The sequence below is a fragment of the Ruegeria sp. J8 genome, assembly GCF_056531925.1.
Window position 1 is genome coordinate 15,051 of the sequence record NZ_JBQFMR010000009.1, and the last position, 21,831, is coordinate 36,881.

24 protein-coding genes and 1 pseudogene are annotated in these 21,831 nt (G+C 58.2%); 8 read left to right on the plus strand and 17 right to left on the minus strand.

Annotated elements, in window-relative coordinates; genetic code table 11:
• Positions 1–96 precede the first annotated feature (96 nt).
• Both rplL and rplJ read right to left on the minus strand, forming a co-directional pair.
• Positions 97–471 (minus strand): 50S ribosomal protein L7/L12, encoded by a 375-nt coding sequence (gene rplL / locus ACR0L1_RS17410; protein WP_010441182.1) that lies wholly within the window; start codon positions 469–471, stop codon positions 97–99.
• A 79-nt stretch (positions 472–550) separates the two neighbouring features.
• Complete coding sequence (rplJ, locus tag ACR0L1_RS17415) at positions 551–1,069, minus strand: 50S ribosomal protein L10 (RefSeq protein ID WP_170774641.1); 519 nt, start codon at positions 1,067–1,069, stop codon at positions 551–553.
• A 376-nt stretch (positions 1,070–1,445) separates the two neighbouring features.
• Here rplJ and ACR0L1_RS17420 point away from each other — a divergent pair, with 376 nt between their 5' ends.
• Together ACR0L1_RS17420 and ACR0L1_RS17425 are read left to right on the plus strand one after the other, a co-directional pair.
• Positions 1,446–2,411 (plus strand): phosphotransferase, encoded by a 966-nt coding sequence (locus ACR0L1_RS17420; protein WP_480860076.1) that lies wholly within the window; start codon positions 1,446–1,448, stop codon positions 2,409–2,411.
• Positions 2,412–2,550: 139 nt separating this feature from the next.
• Entirely contained in the window at positions 2,551–3,576 is a 1,026-nt protein-coding gene (locus tag ACR0L1_RS17425; RefSeq protein ID WP_480860078.1) for a Hint domain-containing protein, read from the plus strand.
• A gap of 62 nt (positions 3,577–3,638) precedes the next feature.
• Here ACR0L1_RS17425 and rplA read toward each other — a convergent pair whose 3' ends face one another.
• Positions 3,639–4,337 (minus strand): 50S ribosomal protein L1, encoded by a 699-nt coding sequence (rplA, locus tag ACR0L1_RS17430; protein ID WP_170774647.1) that lies wholly within the window; start codon positions 4,335–4,337, stop codon positions 3,639–3,641.
• 1 nt (position 4,338) lies between these two features.
• Complete coding sequence (gene rplK / locus ACR0L1_RS17435; protein ID WP_170774649.1) at positions 4,339–4,788, minus strand: 50S ribosomal protein L11; 450 nt, start codon at positions 4,786–4,788, stop codon at positions 4,339–4,341.
• 361 nt (positions 4,789–5,149) lie between these two features.
• Here rplK and ACR0L1_RS17440 point away from each other — a divergent pair, with 361 nt between their 5' ends.
• Together ACR0L1_RS17440 and ACR0L1_RS17445 are read left to right on the plus strand one after the other, a co-directional pair.
• The gene (locus ACR0L1_RS17440) at positions 5,150–5,959 is read left to right on the plus strand and encodes a hypothetical protein (RefSeq protein ID WP_480860081.1); all 810 of its coding nucleotides are present in this window, start codon (positions 5,150–5,152) and stop codon (positions 5,957–5,959) included.
• Positions 5,956–6,720 carry a hypothetical protein gene (locus tag ACR0L1_RS17445; protein WP_480860082.1) on the plus strand — a complete coding sequence of 255 codons (765 nt, stop codon included), beginning with the start codon at positions 5,956–5,958 and terminating at the stop codon, positions 6,718–6,720. The genes ACR0L1_RS17440 and ACR0L1_RS17445 overlap by 4 nt, the downstream gene beginning before the upstream one ends.
• Before the next feature lie 86 nt (positions 6,721–6,806).
• On the opposite strand, the pseudogene ACR0L1_RS17450 reads toward ACR0L1_RS17445, so the two are convergent.
• Positions 6,807–7,055, minus strand: a pseudogene (locus ACR0L1_RS17450) (transcription termination/antitermination protein NusG); the annotation flags it as partial.
• 132 nt (positions 7,056–7,187) lie between these two features.
• Between ACR0L1_RS17450 and ACR0L1_RS17455 the strand changes: the two are divergent.
• Positions 7,188–8,423, plus strand: coding sequence for a peptidoglycan-binding domain-containing protein (locus ACR0L1_RS17455; RefSeq protein ID WP_170774655.1), 1,236 nt, complete (start codon positions 7,188–7,190; stop codon positions 8,421–8,423).
• 95 nt (positions 8,424–8,518) lie between these two features.
• Here ACR0L1_RS17455 and nusG read toward each other — a convergent pair whose 3' ends face one another.
• The 7 genes from nusG to ACR0L1_RS17490 form a co-directional block, all read right to left on the minus strand.
• On the minus strand, positions 8,519–9,052 hold the full coding sequence (nusG, locus tag ACR0L1_RS17460) for a transcription termination/antitermination protein NusG (RefSeq protein WP_170774657.1): 534 nt from the start codon (positions 9,050–9,052) through the stop codon (positions 8,519–8,521).
• A 192-nt stretch (positions 9,053–9,244) separates the two neighbouring features.
• The gene (secE, locus tag ACR0L1_RS17465; protein WP_058272489.1) at positions 9,245–9,442 is read right to left on the minus strand and encodes a preprotein translocase subunit SecE; all 198 of its coding nucleotides are present in this window, start codon (positions 9,440–9,442) and stop codon (positions 9,245–9,247) included.
• Between the two features lie 68 nt (positions 9,443–9,510).
• A complete protein-coding gene (gene ccoS / locus ACR0L1_RS17470; RefSeq protein WP_170355309.1) occupies positions 9,511–9,669 on the minus strand; it encodes a cbb3-type cytochrome oxidase assembly protein CcoS in 159 nt (52 codons plus the stop codon).
• A 4-nt stretch (positions 9,670–9,673) separates the two neighbouring features.
• On the minus strand, positions 9,674–11,851 hold the full coding sequence (locus ACR0L1_RS17475; protein WP_480505947.1) for a heavy metal translocating P-type ATPase: 2,178 nt from the start codon (positions 11,849–11,851) through the stop codon (positions 9,674–9,676).
• Between the two features lie 3 nt (positions 11,852–11,854).
• Positions 11,855–12,313, minus strand: coding sequence for a FixH family protein (locus ACR0L1_RS17480; RefSeq protein WP_170774659.1), 459 nt, complete (start codon positions 12,311–12,313; stop codon positions 11,855–11,857).
• A 2-nt stretch (positions 12,314–12,315) separates the two neighbouring features.
• Positions 12,316–13,743 (minus strand): cytochrome c oxidase accessory protein CcoG, encoded by a 1,428-nt coding sequence (gene ccoG / locus ACR0L1_RS17485; protein ID WP_170774660.1) that lies wholly within the window; start codon positions 13,741–13,743, stop codon positions 12,316–12,318.
• A gap of 99 nt (positions 13,744–13,842) precedes the next feature.
• Positions 13,843–14,718, minus strand: coding sequence for a LysR family transcriptional regulator (locus tag ACR0L1_RS17490; protein ID WP_170774662.1), 876 nt, complete (start codon positions 14,716–14,718; stop codon positions 13,843–13,845).
• 99 nt (positions 14,719–14,817) lie between these two features.
• Here ACR0L1_RS17490 and ACR0L1_RS17495 point away from each other — a divergent pair, with 99 nt between their 5' ends.
• The gene (locus ACR0L1_RS17495; protein ID WP_170791117.1) at positions 14,818–14,976 is read left to right on the plus strand and encodes a hypothetical protein; all 159 of its coding nucleotides are present in this window, start codon (positions 14,818–14,820) and stop codon (positions 14,974–14,976) included.
• A gap of 145 nt (positions 14,977–15,121) precedes the next feature.
• Here the strand turns inward: ACR0L1_RS17495 and ccoP are convergent, their stop codons facing one another.
• The 4 genes from ccoP to ccoN are packed head-to-tail and all read right to left on the minus strand — an operon-like array spanning position 15,122 to position 18,528.
• Positions 15,122–15,985: a cytochrome-c oxidase, cbb3-type subunit III gene (gene ccoP, locus ACR0L1_RS17500; RefSeq protein ID WP_170774665.1), complete on the minus strand. Its 864-nt coding sequence runs from the start codon at positions 15,983–15,985 to the stop codon at positions 15,122–15,124.
• The gene (locus tag ACR0L1_RS17505; RefSeq protein ID WP_170774667.1) at positions 15,982–16,167 is read right to left on the minus strand and encodes a cbb3-type cytochrome c oxidase subunit 3; all 186 of its coding nucleotides are present in this window, start codon (positions 16,165–16,167) and stop codon (positions 15,982–15,984) included. Before ACR0L1_RS17505 ends, ccoP begins: the two co-directional genes overlap by 4 nt.
• A 10-nt stretch (positions 16,168–16,177) precedes the next feature.
• Positions 16,178–16,906: a cytochrome-c oxidase, cbb3-type subunit II gene (gene ccoO, locus ACR0L1_RS17510; RefSeq protein ID WP_170774668.1), complete on the minus strand. Its 729-nt coding sequence runs from the start codon at positions 16,904–16,906 to the stop codon at positions 16,178–16,180.
• 14 nt (positions 16,907–16,920) lie between these two features.
• On the minus strand, positions 16,921–18,528 hold the full coding sequence (gene ccoN, locus ACR0L1_RS17515) for a cytochrome-c oxidase, cbb3-type subunit I (RefSeq protein WP_170774670.1): 1,608 nt from the start codon (positions 18,526–18,528) through the stop codon (positions 16,921–16,923).
• A gap of 196 nt (positions 18,529–18,724) precedes the next feature.
• Here ccoN and ACR0L1_RS17520 point away from each other — a divergent pair, with 196 nt between their 5' ends.
• Positions 18,725–19,564, plus strand: a complete 840-nt coding sequence (locus tag ACR0L1_RS17520; protein WP_480860087.1) for a universal stress protein — start codon at positions 18,725–18,727, stop codon at positions 19,562–19,564.
• A 6-nt stretch (positions 19,565–19,570) separates the two neighbouring features.
• On the opposite strand, the gene fnrL is transcribed toward ACR0L1_RS17520, so the two are convergent.
• On the minus strand, positions 19,571–20,314 hold the full coding sequence (gene fnrL, locus ACR0L1_RS17525; RefSeq protein ID WP_480860089.1) for a transcriptional regulator FnrL: 744 nt from the start codon (positions 20,312–20,314) through the stop codon (positions 19,571–19,573).
• 61 nt (positions 20,315–20,375) lie between these two features.
• Between fnrL and hemN the strand changes: the two genes are divergently transcribed.
• Entirely contained in the window at positions 20,376–21,731 is a 1,356-nt protein-coding gene (gene hemN, locus ACR0L1_RS17530) for an oxygen-independent coproporphyrinogen III oxidase (RefSeq protein WP_480505928.1), read from the plus strand.
• Positions 21,732–21,831: the final 100 nt, after the last annotated feature.

Sequence of the window (21,831 nt, forward strand, 5' to 3'; positions counted from 1 at the left end):
ACATGAGGCCCTTTCTAAGACAGGTTCGGCTGGACCCGGATTTCTCTGGGCCCAGCCTGAATTTTCGGCGCATCAGCGATGCACCTGTCGGTTGGCTTAGGCCAGCTCGACTTCGGCGCCAGCTGCTTCCAGCTTGCCTTTGACTTCTTCGGCTTCGTCTTTCGACACGCCTTCTTTGATCTTGCCGCCAGCTTCGACCAGTTCCTTGGCTTCTTTCAGGCCCAGACCGGTGATGCCGCGAACTTCTTTGATCACGTTGATTTTCGAAGCGCCGGCGTTCTTCAGAACGACGTCGAATTCGGTTTTTTCTTCCTCAGCTGCGCCACCGGCGTCGCCACCAGCTGCGACCATTACGGCGCCGCCAGCTGCGGGCTCGATGCCGTATTCGTCTTTGAGGATGGTTTTCAGTTCTTGTGCTTCCAGCAGGGTCAGACCCACGATGCTTTCTGCGAGTGCTTTCAGATCAGCCATTTTATCAGCTCTTTCCGTTTACAGTGTGTGTTCCAACGTCAGGGAGTGTTCCCTACGCAGATCATTCAGTGCCAACCGCTTACGCAGCTTCCGCCTTCTCTTCGATGGTGGAAAGGATGCTTGCGATGTTGCTTGCAGGTGCGCCAATCGCGCCGGCGATGTTCGAAGCAGGTGCGCCAATGCAGCCCACGATCGAAGCAATAAGCTCCTCGCGAGACGGCATTTTCGAAACTGTTTCCACGCCTTTGCGGTCCAGAGCGTTCTCGCCCATTGCACCGCCAAGGATTTCGAACTTCTTGTTCTCCTTGGCGAAGTCTTCGGCCACCTTGGCTGCTGCCACGGGGTCCTCGGAATAGGTCAGAACGGTCATACCCGTCAGCAGGTCAGCGATGCTCTCACATGGCTTTCCGTCGAGGGCGATTTTGGCGAGCCTGTTCTTGGCAACACGCACGGCACCACCCGCGTCACGAGCACGTGCGCGAAGGTCCTGCATCTCGGCAACTGTCAGACCGGCGTAGTGAGCTACCACTACGACGCCAGAGCTTTCGAAGATTTGGCCGAGTTCCTCGACCACTTTCTCTTTCTGGGCTCTATCCACAGTTCTCTCCAAGTTTGGGATGTTGGACATCCCGGCTCATATTTGCTGCGGTCGAAACCACAGCGTTCAGGTCCGTTGTTACGGGATTGGCCAAAATGCGCCCGAGGATCGCGACCCTCAGAATTCTTTGGTCTTACCCGTCTCAGGCAGGAGATTAAGGGGCCATATGGCACCACCCACCGTCTTGGACGAAACGAAATAAAGCGCACGACGAATCGCACGCTTTACTCCGCAAGTCTCTTTAGGGCAGATGGCGTGGGTTTCCAAGAGGTAAATTGCGGATTGGGCGCGGTTTTGCCATGGCATTGACAAGGGCTGCAACTGCCCGTCCATTGGGCAGATTATCAGACACGCCTGGACACGGTTCCCTCCAAGAATGCACCCCCTCTCGGACGAAGAATTTCACCGCGCCTCTCGCTATGTGGACGAGTTCGCCCGGCAAATCGGGGCCAATCCGGTTGGTGCGTTCGATTGCATCTACCGATCTCATGACTTTCCTGACACGCGTATGGTGATTAAACTGCGTGCTGCTCATGAGGTGTACGCCCTCAAGATTGACATCGACTCCCCTGACACCGGACGACTGAAACAGGAATTCGGTCACCTTACCGCCTTGTCGGAGTATTTTTCACCTATGAAAGATTCCGACGTCGTGCACCCGGTCTATCTTTCGCCGTCTCAGGCGTTCTTTGTCACCCCCTTCATCGACCGACCAACCGCCGCAGACCTGATCCACAACAGCATAGATGACACCCAAGTCGCCCAGATCTATCGCCGCGCCGGCGCGTGGCTGAACGATCTACATTCTTTCCGTCCGTCCAAGGAGTACAGATTTCGCCCCAAATGGATGACTGACCTGATTGCAGAGTTAAACGCACAGGTTCCACCTTCGGTTCGAGCAGAAAGTGACGTCATGCTCAGGGTGCTGTTGGCCGAGATGGCTGGCCTGAGGGGCGCGCCCGAGACCCAGGTCCTGGCCCATGGTGATTTCCACAGCCAGAACCTGATTGTCGGGCAAGGGCAGATGGTCGGGCTGGATTTTACTGAAACCCGCGAAAAACTGGCGGTTTATGATATTGTAGACTTCTTGAAATCAGATGTATTCCGCAACGCGCCGACCGACGCCATTGACCGCAGTGGAATCGTGCAAGCCAACAAACAGATGTTCCTACGTCGATATCGCCATCCGTTCCGTATGGACGTCCTCGATTTCTGTCTGCGTGCCCGACTATTGATTGACTGGCTGTCCCTTTGGCAAGCTGATCACCTATATAGCGCCTATGATGAGGACAGGCGGAAAAGGCTCGGCGACCGGTTGCGTCTTGCGTTCCAAAAGCCCTGACTACACTGACGCTTTTTCGTAACGACATGGAAAGGTTTTGATATTTACCCTCTCGACCTGCACCAATATTTTGGTCCAGATTGCCTCGAAAAAATGATCCGTGATCCGGATCTTCAGCAGCTACAGGTGTTCGTATTCAATGGTACTTCGCAGCTTTTTCGCCCAGGATAGTGAAGCTCTGGTCGTCACGTCCAGCCCCGACAGCTCGATTGAAGGCGATCCGATCATCAACAACTCGGACACCCCCGACGGAACGATTTTTGAATACTCCGGAGGCTTTGGCACCACTGTCACGCTGGATGACACCAGCGGAAGCCCTAACGTCTTCAACGATGACCAAGAAGCCGGGCACGTCATCACGGATGGTGGCGGTATCGTCGCCGACGGTACCCAGGTCGAATCCGAATCCATCATCGTTGTCCGCGCCCTCGACGAAAACGGAGTACCTACCGGCCCCGAGATCGAGATTTATGTCTTTTCGCAAAATGGCATCACCTCGGACGTTTGGGGGTTTGCAACATCCGAACCGCTGACACCCGGCACGTCCTACATCAAGATTTCCGGTTCCAACGCCGGGTCGTCTTCCTATGATGACTATATCCCTTGCTTTGGCCCCGGCACGTTGATCGAAACCGTCGATGGCGAAGTCGACGTAGCCCTGCTGAAAAAAGGTCAAATGGTCTGGACCCGCGACGCCGGGTTCCAACCCATTCTGTGGATCGGCACAACCGAAGTGCAAGGCACCGGCGCCTTTGCCCCTGTCGTCATCGAAAAAGATGCGATTGGAAACAGCCGCAAGCTTATCTTGTCGCCACAGCACCGGGTACTGGTCTCGGCCCCCGTCACCGACATGCTGTTCGGCTCATCCGAAGTCTTCGTAGCCGCCAAACACCTGTGCGGCCTGCCTGGCGTTGAAATCTGCGAAATGGACAGTATCACCTACACGCATTTCATGTTCGACCGGCATCATATCGTCCGCTCAAACGGGGCACTGACTGAAAGCTATTTCTTTGGCGACACCGCCAAACACGCCCTGTCAGAGGCCCAACGGTCCGAGATTCTAACCCTATTCCCCATGTTGAAATTCGGAGTCTCTGCTTTCGGCGAAACCGCGGCCGCGACCATCAGCGCCCGCGAGGCAGAGGTTCTGCGCGCCTACCTGTAAAGACAAAAAAAACCGGGCTGCATTTCGGCAACCCGGTTTCAAATCTGCATTGACGGAAGGGCTTATTCGCCCGACGCAGCCGCCACATCCAGGGTTACACCGGGGCCCATGGTCGAGCTCAGTGCGATCTTTTTCATGTAGGTGCCTTTTGCACCCGACGGCTTTGCCTTGGCCACAGCCGAGACGAAAGCGCGGACGTTTTCGGCCAGCTTGGCTTCGTCGAACGAAGCTTTGCCAACGCCTGCGTGCACAACGCCGCCTTTTTCCGCCTTGAACTGAACTTCACCGCCTTTGGCTGCTTCCACGGCCGCTTTCACGTCCATGGTCACGGTGCCAACCTTAGGGTTCGGCATCAGGTTGCGGGGGCCCAGAACCTTACCCAGACGGCCAACGATGGGCATCATGTCCGGGGTGGCAATGCAGCGATCGAATTCGATGGTGCCGCCCTGAATGGTTTCCATCAGGTCTTCTGCGCCAACGATATCCGCACCTGCTTCTTTCGCTTCGTCCGCCTTGGGACCACGCGCGAACACAGCAACGCGCATCGCTTTACCGGTGCCGTTGGGCAGACCAACAACGCCGCGAACCATCTGGTCTGCGTGACGAGTGTCAACGCCCAGGTTCATCGCGATTTCGATGGTCTCGTCGAATTTCGAGGTTGCATTGGCTTTGACCAGGGCAACTGCATCTTCAACCGACAGGTTTTCCTTGCCGGCGACAGCTTCGCGCGCAGCGCGGGTGCGTTTACCAAGTTTTGCCATCTTACTTCACCTCGATGCCCATGGAGCGGGCCGAGCCCAGGATGATCTGCATTGCGCCTTCGATATCGTTGGCATTCAGATCTTTCATTTTGGCTTCGGCGATTTCGCGAACCTGCTTCGAGGTCACGGTTGCCACGGTCTCGCGACCGGGGTTTTCCGCGCCACGGGGGCGGTTACGCTTGCCAACCGGCTTCAGACCAGCGGCTTTTTTCAGGTAATAAGACGCGGGCGGCGTCTTGATATCCATGGTGAAGGACTTGTCCTGATAGTAGGTGATCACGGTCGGGCAAGGGGCGCCTTGCTCCATGTCTGCGGTCTTGGCGTTGAACGCCTTGCAGAATTCCATGATGTTGATGCCGCGCTGACCCAGCGCCGGACCAACTGGAGGCGACGGGTTCGCCTGACCTGCAGGAACCTGCAGTTTCATTGTACCAGCAAGCTTCTTGGCCATTTGGTTTTCCTTTCAACTCGGGTGAAACGCGTTTCACCCAGACTATGTTGCGTGGTCCGATCCGGGATCGCGATCCCAGCAACCTCCCACGAGAGAATCTCGCCCGAAGACGATAGAGGCGGCATTTATAGTGGAATTGTGGGGTTGGCAAGTGGATGTCGCGCTATTGCCAGTTTGACTTTTTGTATTGACCGGACCTCAGTGGCTTTTGGGAACAGTCAAACAGAATAATTCATCTGAATACATAAGTTGCGTCAGAAAACAAGGCGGGTATCTTGGAGCAAATTGGCTACAAAAGAAGTGATCAGGGATGGCGTCATCTCGGCTAAACAAGGGGCTACTGATATGCGTGCTCTTAGCTATGTTGCCCGGATGCGGCAGCAAAGCTCAGGATCAGGGTGGTGCGTCCAACGAAACTGCCCAAACCAGCGTGTCCAACACCGATGCTGCTTTCGATGCGACAGGAATTGATCCCAGCACCTATTCGGGTCAGTTTCAGGTCAAGCTGACCAAAGAAGTTCCGCTGCGCGATATTCCCGTCCCCTTCACAGTCTACGCCGGCCTGGAGGAATCCAGCCCAACTCGGCTGCGATTGCGGGCGTTCATGGATTTGCGCGGATTGCAGGAAAAGGCACCGCAAATACTGACCGGTCCGTTGGAAGAAACCTGTAAGCGCCAGATCTATCTCGACATCCGAGACGTCACCGCCATCGGCGAAACCGTAAAGGTCGAGGGTTCGGCTCGTGCTCAATTCACGCGGTGCAAACGGAATGAAGAACCGGGCCTTCAATATTTTGGGGCCACGGTAGATGCAATTGCTGTCGCCAAGGCGGAAGTTAAGGGCCAATGCCTTACATTCAGTATCGAAAGCGCGGACCTCAGCCCGCGTGGGTTCATCGGAACTGTTACCAATCTTTTCGGGCTGACCGACCGCATCAACCAAGCGGTCCTTGAAAAGGGTGGAGAGTTTCTGGCAGCCAACCCGGTTTGCCCACCACTGCCAGAAGAATTCACGGTTCTTGATCCAATTTACGAGTCTGGTGGAACACGTGAAGTTGCACCCGGCGGAATGGGCGCTGCTGTTGTCGGATCAGCCGACTTAAGCGCCGAGACAATAGTCAAAGTTCTTGCGGGTCTAAAGAACCTTGGTGTTTTGGAGTTTGCTGAATGAGACTTTGGTTAATTATCCCAGTCTTGATGGCAGCCGTTGTAGGTGCCCGAGCCCCATACGCCCAACAGGTGGATTTTATCATCGACGCGACATTGCCAGTTCGCGACACGGATTTGCCCTACAAGCTAAATCTGACCCTAACTGCCGTTGACACTACACGGATAGGCGTCGGAGCATTACTCGACTTACGGGGCGCACAGAAAATTGTGCCCGAAAGACTGGCTGACAACGCGATAGTCGATAATTGCGGTCTGCAAGTCAGGCTAGATGACATAAGCTTTGGGGCCAAGGACGATGCAATTGATTTAGACGGCGAAGTTACTGTTACACTCTTTGAGTGCAGCCGCACCAGTGAGCGCGATTTTCAGCGCGGCCAAGAAAAGAATTCCATTCTGGCGAACATGTCCACCGAAGCGACTGTCGAACTGCGCGACAATTGCGCCTACATCAAACTAATCGATCTCACACTCACGGCGCCGGAAGCGCGGCGCGAACAAATCTTGGAAGACGACACCCTCGAGTCCGTAAAAGAACTGATGCTGGCAGCTGTAGATCTTGTGCTCAACGAAACCCCATTGTGCCCGGAATTGCCGGCAGAACTCGCTTCACTTGATCCGGTCTACGAAAGCGGTGGCCCGCGCGAGATCGGAGACGGTGGACTTGGTATATTGCTTGACGGGTCTGTTGATGTCAGCCCGTCAACAATTCTGGATGTATTGACGGTGCTTCAGCAACAGGAACTCATTCCCGGTCGGCCCTAACCTCGGAGTGTTGCAACTGTTTCTTGCCAAAAAAGCGCCGCAGTGTTTTGGGCAGCGCGGGCGTTTCATTTCCAGGCACTGAGCGTTTAGCCCTGCTTCGTAACCTGCGTAAAGTCCAGCTCCACCGGTGTTTCCCGACCAAAGATCGAGACCGAAACTTTCAGCTTCTGGATCTGGTCATCCACGCCTTCGACCATGCCATCAAAATCCTCGAATGGGCCGTCGTTGACCTTGGCCTTCTCGCCAACTTCACAGCTGATCATCAGTTTCGGCGCTTCTTCGCCTTCCTGAACGCGGTTGATAGAGTTCACTAGGTTATAACCCTGTTTCTGCATCGCGCCTCGGGAAAAACCTCCGCCAGCAAAGCAAATCCCCGCGCACCGATCACGTCTTGGCTATTGTGACACTGCACGAGGGGCAGTTGTGCTATAGTGACTGCAACTATGCTTATTTGGCGGAGGTTTATTATGATTATTCGATTCATCACAACACTGGGCATCGCGCTCTCGCTTGCCATTACAGCTCCACAGGTGGCCCGAGCGGATGCGGGCGAAATTCTTGGCGGTGCCGTCGTGGGTGGCGTCATTGGCTACGCAATCGGTAAAGAGCAAGGAAAGAAGCAATCCAGCCGATCGACAACAACGCGGACTTACAGATCGGGTATTCCGTCCACCTCACAGGGGGCTCAAACACAGACTGCCCTGAACTATTTCGGCTACAATGCCGGACGAGTCGATGGCCAAGTCGGGGGCGGTACCCGCGCAGCGATCGAGCGATATCAGGCGTCGATGGGCTACCCGGTCAATGGCTATGACTTTCCCCCCTATCAAAGCGACTTTCTGAACCAGGCCTACTACTGGGCGACCAGCGGCGGGCAAGCGGCGACGCAACTGTCGGGTCAGCCACTTTTGTTTGCCTATCGTCAGCAGGTTCACAGCGGCGCCGCGCTGGCGGCTGCCCCGCAGCCCCAGGCACAGGCTCCGGCCCCGATCACTCCGGTTGTGACTGCCCAGCCCGAGACCACACCCACAGAAGCCCCAACCGAAACCGCATCGACGGGCAGCTTGCCCAGCCTCTTTGCCGGTGGCACAGCACGGCCCTCACTTGCCAACCGGTGCAGTGCGGTGATGCTGCAAACCTCGACCAATGGCGGGTACACAACACTGGCCAATATGTCGGACCCCGATTTCGCCCTGAGCGAGCAGTTCTGCCTGGCTCGCAGCTATGCCATGGCGCGTGGTGAAGAACTGATCCAGGACATTCAGGGCCTGACCCCCGATCAGATCAGCACGCAATGTGCCGCCTTTGGTGACACTCTGTCGCCGCAGGTGGTTGCGCTTTCGCTCAGCTCGAAAGCCGATGCGGAAAGCCAGATGCGCAAATTCGCTCTGGATACCGGGCTGAGCCCAGCCGATCTGTCCGCCACAAGCAAGGTCTGTCTGTCGCTCGGCTACCGTCAGGACAACATGGATACAGCAGTTGGCTCGGCACTGATGCTGGTCGCCTTGGGTGAGCCTGCCTACGGAGAACTGGTCGGCCACCACCTGCGCGAAGGCTTTGGCGTGCAGGAACGTCAGGACCTTGCAATGCAATGGTATGACGCAAGCCTGTCGGCGCTTGACGCTGGATCGCAAGCGGTGTTCCTGCCGTCGCAAACCGACCGCCCGCAGCTTTTGCGTGCGGCCATGGTGCAGGCGCAATAAGCGGAGCATTAAAAACCAACTTTTGTGGCACTGAAAAGAAAAACGCCGCGTTGCTCATGGCAGCGCGGCGTTAGAAATTGCTGTGAAGGCTTAAATCAGCCCTGCTTGGTCACCTGTGTAAAGTCCAGCTCGACCGGTGTTTCGCGGCCAAAGATCGAGACCGAAACCTTCAGCTTCTGATTCTCGTCGTCCACGCCTTCAACCATGCCGTCGAAATCCTCGAACGGGCCGTCGTTGACCTTGACCTTCTCGCCGACCTCGAAGGAGATCATCAGCTTGGGCGCTTCTTCGCCTTCCTGAACGCGGTTGAGAATCTGGTTCACCTCAGCATCTCGCATCGGCATCGGGCGACCTTGCGGGCCCAGGAAACCGGTGACGCGGTTGATCGAGTTCACTAGGTGATAGCCCTGATCCGACATTTCCATGTGCACCAGCACGTAGCCGGGCATGAAACGGCGTTCGGTCGTGACCTTCTTGCCCCGGCGCACTTCGATCACCTCTTCGGTGGGCACCAGAACTTCGTCGATATCGTCCTCAAGGCCGTGTTCGGCCACCGACGTGCGGATCTGTTCTGCGATCTTCTTTTCGAAATTCGAAAGAACGCTGACCGAGTACCACCGTTTCGCCATGAACCTGTCGTCCTTGTTTGCCTTTGGGCCGCGACTGCGCCCGTCGTTTGAATTCAGTTACGTCATCCGGAATAAAAAGCGGCGCGCGGTCCGAATCGCCGCACGCCCATTCCGAAGAGTCCCGCGTGACCTACAAGGACATCGCGTGCTGTGCAAGGGGGAAGCGGCGTTTCCACCCAACCCCGAACGGGTTTAGCCGAACGCACCAAGGATCAGTTGCAGACCCCCGCGAATGCCCAGATCGACCAATGCAAAAAACACAGCGGTAAGAGCCGCCATGATGAACACCATGACCGTGGTCAGCAGAACCTCGCGGCGCGTGGGCCACACGACCTTTGCAACTTCGGCGCGGACTTGCTGAATGAACTGGATCGGATTCATGGTAGCCATTTGGCGGTGTTCTCTCTGCTAGCGGATGGGCCGGACATAACCGGGCATTGCGGCAATTTCAAGGGCTGTCAGGGCTTGGGCTTGTCGTCCCATTCATCGCTGAGGATACGACGGGCGTCCCCCTCGGGATCGTCATACTGATTCGAGCGGACAGTATAGACAAACGCCACCAGCCCAACCCCGCCCAGAAAAAGGGAAATCGGTATCAGATAGGCCAAGACTTCCATCGCTTTACCTTACCCGCAACGCGTTCAAAGACACAGTGATTGATGAGGCCGACATCGCCAGCGCCGCGATCAGCGGCGTAGCCAGACCAACCACGGCCAAAGGCACCGCGATGATATTATAGACGGTGGCGATGCGGAAGTTCTCGCGAATCCGTTTTGTGGCTTTGGCAGCGGTATCGCAGGCATCGGCGATAGGTGACAGGTCGTTGCCCAGCAGCACGATATCTGACGCCACCCGCGCCGCATCCAGTGCGGACGCTGGTGAGATCGACACATGCGCCGCCGCCAGCGCCGCCGTGTCGTTCAGCCCGTCACCGACCATAAGCACATGATGGCCCTGATCGCGCAAAGCTTCGACATGCTGGGCCTTGTCCTGCGGCAGGGCCTGCGCAATCCAGTTTTCAATCCCCAGCTTGCCCGCCAGCGCCTGAACAGCGCCTTGCGTATCGCCCGAGATCAGGATGACCTCTTTGCCCGCTTCGCGCAGCGTTTGGACCGCATCCGCGGCACCAACGCGCAGCGCGTCCGAGAACAGGAATGCCGACGGCGCTTGCCCGGCGATGGCCAGCCATGCGGCGGTCTGGTCGCCCTCTTCCGCGCCGGTCCATGCCGCCCGGCCCAGACGTACGCGCTGACCACGATAGGTACCCTCAGTGCCGTAGCCCGGAACCTCGGTGACGTCTTTCAGCGTGGCGGGTTTTATCCCAGCCTCGCGAGCGGCCTTGGTCAAAGCAACCGACAACGGGTGCGAGGACGCCTCGGCCAGGGCCAGCGCGACCTCAAGATCCGCGCGGGAATGGTCGCCCAGATTGGTCAGTTCAGGGATACCAGAGGTCAGCGTGCCTGTTTTGTCGAAAACAACCGTATCAACCTCGGCCAGACGTTCCAGCGCGGTAGAGTGCTTGATCAGCATCCCCTTACGGAACAACCGCCCCGAGGCCGCCGTGGTCACCGCTGGCACAGCCAAGCCCAGCGCGCAGGGGCAGGTAATGATCAGAACGGCGGCGGCGATGTTCAGCGCCGTGCGCACGTCACCGGAATAGATATACCAACCCACAAAGCTGAGCGCCGACAGGATATGCACACCGGGCGCATAGAGCTTGGCCGCCTTGTCGGCCAGCGAGGTGTATCGCGAGCGCCCCGATTCCGCGATGGCCACAAGATCGGCCATGCGGTGCAGCGAGGTGTCCTCACCCACCGCCGTCGCGCGGATGGTCAGAGGGCCGGTCAGGTTGACTTCTCCAGCGCTGACAGTCGTGCCCGCCTCGGCGAACACCGGCAGGGTTTCTCCGGTCAGTAGGGACCGGTCGAGTTCAGACTGGCCCGAGACAATTTCGCCATCCACAGGCATCCGCCCGCCGGGGCGGATCAAGATCAGGTCGCCCACGCTCAGCGTGGCAACGGCGACCTCTTCCTCGATGCCATCCACGACCCGAATGGCGCGGGGGACTTCCAGCGCGGTCAGCTCCTCGGCCGCAGATCGGGCAGCCGCGCGGGTGCGGTAATCCAGATAACGCCCGGCCAGCAGGAAGAACGTCAGCGTCAGGGCGGCGTCGAAATAGGCATGTTCGCCGCTGAGCGTGGTTTCCCAAAGCGATGTGACCAGCGCCAACAGGATCGCCAGCACGATCGGCACGTCCATGTTCAGACGCCGCACGCGCAAGGCTGACCACGCATTCGCAAAGAAGGGCTGCGCGGAGAACGCGATCGCGGGCAGCGTAATCGCCGCCGATATCCAGTGGAACATGTCCCGTGTGGCGTCGGACGCCCCGGACCAGACCGAGACCGACAGCAGCATCACGTTCATCGAGGCAAACCCGGCCACAGCCAGCCGCATCAGCAGGTCGCGCCCCGCCTTGTCAGCCTGTGTGGCGGACAGGGCACCGGGGTCCAGCTCATGTGCCTCAAAACCCGCGTTTTCCAGCACTGGGATCAGATCGGTAGCACGCAGATCGGGCGCGGCTTTGATCATGGCGCGTTTCAGGGTCAGGTTGACGCGCGCATCTTCGACGCCGGGAGTGGCGTTCAGCGCGCGTTCCACCGTCGCGATACAGGCCGAGCAATGGATGCCCGGCAACGACAGAGCGATCTGTGTGTCCTGCGGAATGGGCCGTGCCGGTTCTGCTGGGGCCGCGATACAGCCCGGACAGGCCGCTGTGCCGGAACTGAGCTGCGCCACGATCCCCTACCCTTTCACATAAAGCGGCACGCGCTGCGCGAATTCCGCTCCGCTGTGGTCCTTGGCGACCAGACGGATGTTCCAGTTGCCCTTGCCCAGCGCCGCAGGGGTTGCATAGGCAGTACCGTCAAAGGTGAAATCAGGGGCGAAATCTTCTTTAACATGGGTGGCGCGGCCAACCACGGCCTGCAACTCGGCCACTTCGACCGGAGCGCCGGTTTGATCGGTGATGTGCAGAACCAGCAATCCGCCCGAAACCTCGGCCCGGATGAACCATCCAAGGGCTTGTTGTTCCTGCAAACGCTCGTTGAACTCTTGGCTCGCGACGTAAGAGTTTTTGACCTCTAGCCCCGGAAAGGTTTTCACCGCGCTGTATGCCAGCACCAGATTGACGGCGATGATCACACCAAAGGCCGCGACAAACACGGCCAGCGCGTGTTTTCCGGTGAATTGACGTTCAGCCATGCTCAGTTCCCCCGTCCGTTAAACGTGGTGTCCTTATAGGCGCGTTCGCCGCTTTCCAGATCCTCGACCCAGATGCGCACGGGCGTCACATCCGCAGCAGCAGGGCCGGTATCACCTGCGGTCACCACGTAGACACGGGTCAATTGTGCCGTATCTGCGGTGACATTGACAGTGTCTCCGTCGATGCCCTCGATCTGGATTTGCAAGGCCGGGTCGCCTGCCAGGGTCAGCTTGAACGGGCGTTCCTCACCATGTTTGTTGCGCAGACGCACGTCATAGGTGTTGCGGATTGTGCCATCTGAGAGGGTCACGAAGGTCGGGTTGCGCACAGGTGCGACGGTCAGGTCGATATCCGAGCGGATGAACAGCGCAAAAAGCAGCGCAAAACCAACAGCCGCCCACATGGCCGTATACATGATCGTGCGGGGCCGCAGAATGTGTTTCCAGACATTCTTGGGGGTCTCACCCGCCCGTTCGCGGGTCTCGTCACTCAGCGCCATGTAGTCGATCAGACCACGAGGCTTGCCGATCTTGGCCATCATGTCGTCACAAGCGTCGATACAGAGCGCACAGGTAATGCACTCCAACTGCTGCCCGTCGCGGATGTCGATGCCCACGGGGCAGACGTTCACGCAGGCCATGCAATCGATGCAATCGCCCAACTCGGAATCCGCCGTGCGTTTGCCCTTGCCGCGCGGCTCGCCCCGCCATTCGCGGTAGCCGACGACCAGAGTATCCTCGTCCATCATCGCCGCCTGAATGCGGGGCCACGGGCAAGCATAGATGCAAATCTGTTCCCGCGCGAAACCACCAAACAGGAAGGTGGTGCCGGTCAGGATCAGCATGGTTGTGTAGGCCACAGGGTGCGCATTGCCCGTCACCAGATCACGCAGCAATGTGGGCGCGTCGGCGAAATAGAACACCCAGGCGCCGCCGGTTGCCAAACCGATCAGGAACCAGGCGGTCCATTTCGTCAGGCGCAACCGTGCCTTTCGCATATCCAGCTTTTCTTGTCGGTGCAGACGTAGGCGGGCGTTGCGGTCGCCTTCGATCCAGCGTTCGACGAGAATATAGAGATCAGTCCACACTGTCTGCGGACAGGCATAGCCACACCACACACGCCCCAAGGCCGAGGTGAACAGGAACAGGCCCAGCCCAGCCATGATCAACAGGCCGGCAACGAAATAAAACTCGTGCGGCCAGATCTCGATCCAGAAGAAGTAAAAGCGACGGTTGGCCAGATCCAGCAACACCGCCTGATCCGGCAGGCTGGGGCCACGGTCCCATCTGATCCACGGAGTGATGTAGTAAATACCCAGCGTCACTGCCATGATGATCCATTTCAGATTGCGAAACGGACCGGACACGCGCCGGGGGAAAATCGGCTCTCGTGCGGCGTAAAGGCTAGGGGCGGGATCGGAATCGCTCACGGGCTGGCTCCAGACTCACTTCTATTCTGCGCCTTGTCCCAGATCACACCACCCGGCACTTTGACATGGGTCAAAAGCGCATCGTACAGACACCTTTTGTCACAGGTCGCGCGCCTGACGCCTAAGCCACGCGACAAAGGTCTTTACGGCAGGACGCAGGGGCGCATCGCCCAGAACGATATGATAACCAAAGTCGCCGGGTTCCTGAAACAGTTCGACGATACGACCGGATGATATGTCGCCTTCGACAAAATGCCGCGCGGTCACGGTCACGCCCTGCCCCGCGCGCACCCCATCCAGCAGCAGGTTGCCCGGCAGCGCGATGCGCCCGGCGCCCGGTCCGTGATCAACACCTTGCCGGGCCAGCCATGTGGTTGCCTCGGTCGTTCCGAATTCCTCAAGCCAAGGTAACTGGCTCAGCTCCTTCGCGGTCCAGTCGGTCTTGCCATCCAGCAGGGAAGGTGCGGCGACGATGACCATGGGGCTGGGTTGCAGCATCTCGGCGCTGACACCCGGCCAGTCGCCCGCGCCATAGCGTATGGCCACATCCACCCCACCGGGTGTAAGGCTGACCAGCTTGGGCGAAGGGTCTAGCGCAAGATGGATATCCGGGTATTTGGCCTGAAACGTAGGCAGGCGCGGCATTAGCCAGGATGCCGCGAAGGATGAGGTCAAAGACACATGCACGGGCCGCCCCTGCCGGGCCTTGGTCAGATCAGCAATGGCCGTGCCTATCGCGCCAAAGCCCAGATGCAGGGCGCGGGCCAGCTCCTCGCCTTCCGGTGTCAGGGTCATGGATTTACCGGTCCGGTCCAGCAGGGCCACGCCCAGATGTTTCTCAAGCGCGCGCAATTGCTGACTGATGGCAGCGTGACTGACATTAAGCGCCGCACCAGCTGCAACCACATTGCGCCGCTCGGCGAAGGCAGAAAAGGCCCTTAGGGCCGCCAAAGGGGGCAGAGATAGCCAATCCATATGTAATCCAAACTTACACGTTAGAGTTTCATTTGAGTCGCATTTCAAAGCCCAAAGGTCAATCTTTAACCCATGATCGCAGCGTATAGGAGGCTGACAATGTTCACCGTTTTTGCACGAACTTTTCTGACCGCAACCCGCGTCGATGCCCCCGTCATCCGGGATGCGCCCAAGCCAAACCAGTCCAGGAAGGAGTGGTTGCCGGACAGTCATTGGTGGAAAGAACCGCTCCGCGATGTCGATCTGAACGATCTGTGATCGCTTTACCCAAGTTCTGGACCCGTCATGGGCGGAACTCTACGGTAGGGAAATAGCACCGGCTGTTCTGGAAACGCGCGAACAGATGGAACAGCCGGTGCTGCAACCTTCGGGCGGCGAACCGTCCGAAGGTATTCTTTTGGCCTTACTGGCCGCCGCCCAACTGGTGGACGTAAGCCGTGACAGCGCGGATCTGCGCATCGGTCAGGCGGTTTTCCCAAGCGGGCATCACGCCAAACCGGCTGTAAGTCACCGTCTCGGTCAGCGCCTCTTGGCTGCCGCCATAGAGCCAGATCGCGTCGGTCAGGTTCGGCGCACCTTGAAAGACATCGCCAGTGCCGTCTTCGCCATGGCAAGCCGCGCAATTGTCTTCGAACACAACCTTGCCAGCCTGCGCCGCCGCATCATCGCTTTGGGCATTCGTCAGCGACATCACGTATTGAACCACCTGAGCAATCTCTTCTTTCTCAAGCAGCTCACCAAAGGCCGGCATCTCGGAATAGCGCGCATCGTCGCTTTCTTCGTTCCGGATGCCATGGGCGATTGTGAACTCGATATCCTCAAGTGAACCGCCCCACAGCCATGCGTCATCCAGCAGGTTCGGGAAACCCGGAGCACCCTGCGCTCCCGAGCCGTGGCATTGCGCACACCAGGTGCGGAACACGGCACCGCCTGAGTTCACAGCGTATTGCTGCAACTCGGCATCGGCCGAAATCTCTTCCAGCGGGGTTTCCACCAGACGTGCGTTCCAGGGCGCGTTGGCTTCTTCGAAGGATACAATATCCTGCTGCACTTCCCCGCGCGAGGACCAGCCAGTGACGCCTGCGGTTGCCGACTGAACCAGCGGCCATGCTGGATACATGATCGTGTAGATCACGCCCCAGAAGATACAGGCGTAGAAGGTCCACAGCCACCAGCGGGGCATCGGATTGTCGAATTCTTCGATACCGTCCCAGCTGTGACCCGTGGTATTCGGATCGCCTGGCTGTTTATCAGGTGTCTTGCTCATGGCCGCGCCTCCTTGGATTCGGCGGGTTTATCTTGATGCCGGAAGGGGATGTTGGCGGTGTCCTTGTATTCCTTGCTGGCACCGGGGCGGAAAACCCAGATGATGATGCCGACAAAGACCGAGAACAGCAGCAAAAGCATCCAGCTATCCGCGAACTGTCTGAGGAGTGTGTATTCTTCCATAACGCCCTCCTTAACGACTTGCGTCCGGGGTGAAGGTCGAGAAATCAACCAGCGTGCCCAGCATCTGAAGATAAGCCACCAACGCATCCGCTTCGGTCAGCTCTGGCTGACCGTCGAAATTGCGCACGCTGACCTTGTCGCCATAGCGTTCCAGCAGCCCGTCATAGTCGCTGTCCGGATCGGCCTGCGCACGGAAGTCGGCCTCGGCATTGGCCAGCATCTCTTCGGTGTAAGGCGTGCCGACAACGGCGTTCGCCTTCATGATGTCACCGATATACTTGCCGTCCAGCTTGCGATGCTCGAGGAAGCCGTATTTCGGCATAACCGATTCCGGCACAACCGACTGCGGATCACGCAGGTGGTCCACATGCCACTGGTCCGAATAGCGACCGCCCACGCGGGCCAGATCAGGACCGGTCCGCTTGGAGCCCCACTGGAACGGGTGGTCATACATCGACTCAGCCGCCAGCGAGTAGTGACCGTAACGTTCGACCTCATCTCGCATGGGGCGGATCATCTGGCTGTGGCAGACATAGCAGCCTTCGCGCAGATAAACCTCACGGCCCGCCATCTCGAGAGGGGTGTAAGGGCGCATGCCCTCCACCTTTTCGATGGTGTTCTCAAGGTAGAACAGCGGGGCGATTTGAACGATGCCACCAATGGTCACGACCAGAAAGCTGAACACCAGCAGGAGGGTCGCGTTGGTCTCGAGGATCTTATGTTTGTCGAGAATTGCCATTGCTCCGGCCCTCCTTATTCAGCCGGGACCGCGACGGTCAGGCTGGCCTCTTTGGCCGGTGCCTTCCGCACAGTCATCCACAGGTTGTAGCACATGATTACGGCACCAGCGACGAACATCACGCCACCCAGAGCACGCACCACATACATCGGGAACTTGGCTGCCACGGTGTCAGCGAACGAGTTCACTAGGAAGCCGTTGGCATCCACTTCGCGCCACATCAGGCCTTCCATAATACCGGTGACCCACATCGACGCGGCATAGAGAACGATGCCGATCGTGGCGAGCCAGAAGTGCCAGCTGACCATCTGCAGCGAATACAGACGCTCACGCTTCCACAGTACAGGCACCAGATAGTAGAGCGCACCAAAGGTGATCATACCGTTCCAGCCCAACGCGCCAGAGTGCACGTGGCCGATGGTCCAGTCGGTGTAGTGAGACAGCGAATTCACGGCACGGATCGACATCATCGGGCCTTCAAAGGTGGACATGCCGTAGAAACCGACCGAGATGACCATCATGCGGATCACAGGGTCCGTACGCAGCTTGTCCCATGCGCCCGAAAGGGTCATCAGACCGTTGATCATACCACCCCACGAAGGCATCCACAGCACGACCGAGAACACCATGCCCAGCGTCGAGGCCCAGTCAGGCAACGCGGTATAGTGCAGGTGGTGCGGACCAGCCCAGATATACAGGAAGATCAGCGCCCAGAAGTGGATGATCGACAGCTTGTATGAAAAGACCGGACGCTCGGCCTGTTTCGGGATGAAGTAATACATCATGCCCAGGAAACCTGCAGTCAGGAAAAAGCCCACAGCGTTGTGGCCGTACCACCACTGGATCATGGCATCTTGTACGCCCGACCAGACGATGACCGATTTCGAGCCCCAGATGCTGACAGGGATGGTCAGGTTATTGACCACATGCAGCATCGCAACGGTGACGATGAAGGCCAGGTAGAACCAGTTGGCGACGTAGATATGAGGCTCTTTCCGCTTAATGATCGTGCCCAGGTAAACGGCCAGATAGGCGACCCAAACGATGGTCAGCCACAGGTCAACATACCATTCGGGCTCGGCGTATTCCTTGGACTGTGTGCCACCCAGAACATAGCCGGTCGCGGCCAGAACGATGAACAGCTGATAGCCCCAGAACACGAACCACGCCAGGTTTCCGCCCCACAAGCGCGCGGCGCTGGTACGCTGCACCACATAGAACGAGGTCGCCAGCAGCGCGTTGCCGCCAAAAGCAAAAATCACCGCCGAGGTGTGCAGCGGACGCAAACGGCCAAAGTTCAGATAGCCCTGTGCCCATTCGAAGTTGAGCGCAGGAAAGGCCAGCTGGAACGCAATAAAGGTCCCCGCCAGGAACCCGATTACCCCCCAAAAGGCGGTTGCGATCACGCCATAGCGGATCACGCCATCCATGTATTCACCCGAGCGATCAACGAACGTTTCTGGCTCATCCGTGTTTCTAAGCGTCCAGATGAACAAACCACCGGCGATCAACATCACCAGAATTGCGTGCACCTGATACGCCAAATCGCGTGCGTAATTGGTTGCGATCGCGGCGAATACCGCAATCACACCAAGCACGATCAGCTTGATATAATTTGACATATTGCGTCCCTTTGCCATGCCCCGCGCGATTCTTTATGTGTCGCGAGACCTTTTTGACTGGCTGCTGTTTTCTACCACAGCGGTTCTAACTGCTTTGATCTGTGTCAAGACGAGTCGGCAGATATTGTGACTATGCTTCAGAAACGAATGGGCTGGAACGTCGCAGTTTGCCCCGCCCCGTAGGCAAGAGGTCAAGATGGCTTACAAATCACTTCTCACCGTGATGACAGAAACCAAACCCTCAGATGCGGCACTGGCGCAGATGGTAGCGCTGGCCGAAGCGCAGGACGCACATGTCGAGGCATTATGCCTTGGAGTGGATCGCAGCCAGACGGGTTACTACTACGCAGGAGCCAATGCGCTGATCCTGCAAGAAACGCTGAGCCGGGCCAATGCCGAGGCCGAGGAAGTGCTGGATTATGCAAAGGCCTTCCTATCCAAATCCGGCACGCGCTGGTCTGCCGAAAACGGTGTGGCCCAGATCGCCGATCTTGGGCGCCACGTGGCGCATCGCGCCCGGTTTTCCGATCTGGTGATTCTGCCACAGCCCTATGGCGAGGACCGCGGCGCCGAAGCAGAACCAATTGTCGAGGCTGCGATGTTCGAAGGTCACGCCCCGGTTCTGATCGTCCCCGACAAAGCGCAGCCTTTCAGCCGCCCTGGAACGATTCTGATCGGCTGGAACGAAAGCGTAGAGGCCATGCGCGCTATCCGTCGAGCCCTGCCATTTCTGAAACAGGCCGATCTGGTGAGGATCGTGGTGATCGACCCGCCCCGCCATGGGCCGGATCGTTCTGACCCCGGCGGGATGCTATCACAGATGCTGGCCCGTCACGGGGTGCGATGCGAGATTGACGTTCTCAGCAAAACCATGACGCGGGTTTCGGATATCCTGAACCGTCACGCTTCGGACACCGAAGCCAACATGATCGTAATGGGCGCCTATGGCCATTCGCGGTTCCGCGAAGCCATTCTGGGCGGTGCGACGCGGAACATGTTGGAACAATCTTCAGTACCGGTGTTTCTGGCGCATTAGCGCCGGTTACACTAGGAAGCCGCCATCCGAATCGTCCCCGGCCTCTTCCATCAGGCGTCCCATATCGGGAATCGTCACGTGGCGCTTGCCTTCCAGCAGGATAACCTCATCCTTCTTAAGCGCCGAAATCTGGCGGCTGACCGTTTCCAGAGTCAGGCCGAGATAGTCCGACATCGCCTCACGCGTGAGGGGCAGATCGAATACGATGGGGCCATCGCTACCTCTTTGACCGACCGAGGCATCCCTGCGGGCGATGATGGACAACAGGCTCGCAATCTTTTCGCGGGCGGTCTTACGACCGAGAACCAGCATCCATTCACGGGCGGCGTCCAACTCGTCCAGAGTCATCTGCAACAACCTGTGCGCGATATGCGGAGTCGTGTTCATCAACTCTTCGAAGGGCTTCCTTCGAAAGCAGCACATGACCAGATCTGTGGTCGCCTGAACGTCATACGGGGCCGAATCGCGCCCCGGACGGCCGACGAAGTCGCTAGGCAACAAAAGACCGACCATCTGGGTACGACCGTCTTCCATTGTTTGCGTCAGAGACGCAATTCCAGACACGACCGAGCCTACAAAGTTCATCTGATCACCCGACCATATGATCGTCTGCCCGGCTTCGAAACTGCGATAATATTTAATGCCTTCAAGCTCTTCCAGCTCATCCGCGTCACAATGCGCACACACGGCCCGGTGGCGGATCGGGCAGTCTGCACAGTTCGTATGGTCGATCTTGAATGTGGGTGTCATGCGCGCTTCCACTTGATCTCTATCAAAGCATCTGTTCGTGGCGTCCTCTAACGGTACCGTCATGATAGTTAAACCACAACTGGCACGGCTTGGACTATTTGACGCGAAAGTCCCGCGTTATACAAGCTATCCCACCGCCCCGCACTTCAGCAATGACGTAGGGTCAAGCCTTTATGGCGACTGGATTTCCGACATCAAACCCGGAAGTTCGATCTCGCTGTATATCCATGTTCCATTCTGCCGCAGGCTGTGCTGGTTCTGCGCCTGCCGGACGCAAGGCACCCAGACCGACAATCCGGTCATCGCCTACGTGGATGTCCTCAAGGCCGAGCTAGACCTGCTGGCCGCGCGCCTGCCCGAGGGCGTGACCCTGTCGCGCCTGCATTGGGGTGGCGGCACGCCCACCTTGCTGAACCCCGACCTGATGCGCGATCTGGCTGCCCACATTCTCGACGTGGTCCCACTTGGCCCTAATGCCGAGTTCTCGGTCGAGATCGACCCGAACGAGATTGACGAGGCCCGACTGGATGCCCTGGCAGAGGCGGGCATGAACCGTGCGTCGATTGGGGTTCAGGACTTCGATGATGAAATCCAAAAGACCATCGGTCGCATCCAAAGCTATGACACAACACGCAAAGCGGCCGAAATGATCCGCGAACGGGGCATCCATAGTCTGAACGCCGATATCCTCTATGGTCTGCCGCATCAGACCAAAACGCGGATGACGGAAAGCGTACAGAAGCTGCTGTCGCTCAACCCCGACCGGGTTGCGCTGTATGGCTACGCCCATGTGCCGTGGATGGCCAAGCGGCAGCAGATGATCCCGTCCGACGCGCTGCCTACACCTGAACAGCGTCTGGATCTGTTCGACACCGCCCGCCGCCTGTTCATGTGGGACAATTACGCCGAAATCGGCATCGATCACTTTGCCACTCAGGAAGACGGCCTGACCCGCGCCCTGAAGACCGGGAAGCTGAAGCGGAACTTCCAGGGCTATACCGATGATCAGGCCGAGGTTCTGATCGGTGTCGGCGCCAGCTCGATCTCGCGTTTTCCACAGGGCTATGCCCAGAACGCTCCGGCAACGTCGGCGCATACCAAGGCGATCCGCGAAGGGCGGTTCTCGACCTCGCGCGGGCACCTGTTCAAGGGGCAGGACATTCTGAGATCACGCCTGATCGAAGCGCTGATGTGCGATTTCAAGATCAATTCGGCGGAGATTCTGCGCGACCACGACATCTCGGTTAGTGAGCTGAACCAGATGTATCAGTCGGCCAATGCCGCCTTCGACAATTTGCTCAGTATTACCGAAGACGGGCTGTTCATCCCGCCCGAAGCGCGCCCTCTGACCCGAATGATTGCCCGCAGCTTTGATGCCTATGACCTCAGCAAGGCCGGGCACAGTTCGGCAATCTAACCCCTTTCCCGGTGGGTCCCCACGCGGGCCTACCCATGCATACCCGCACAGGGGCTTGACGCAGGCCTCTGGTTTTCTCCACACTTGGGCTGTGCGTATC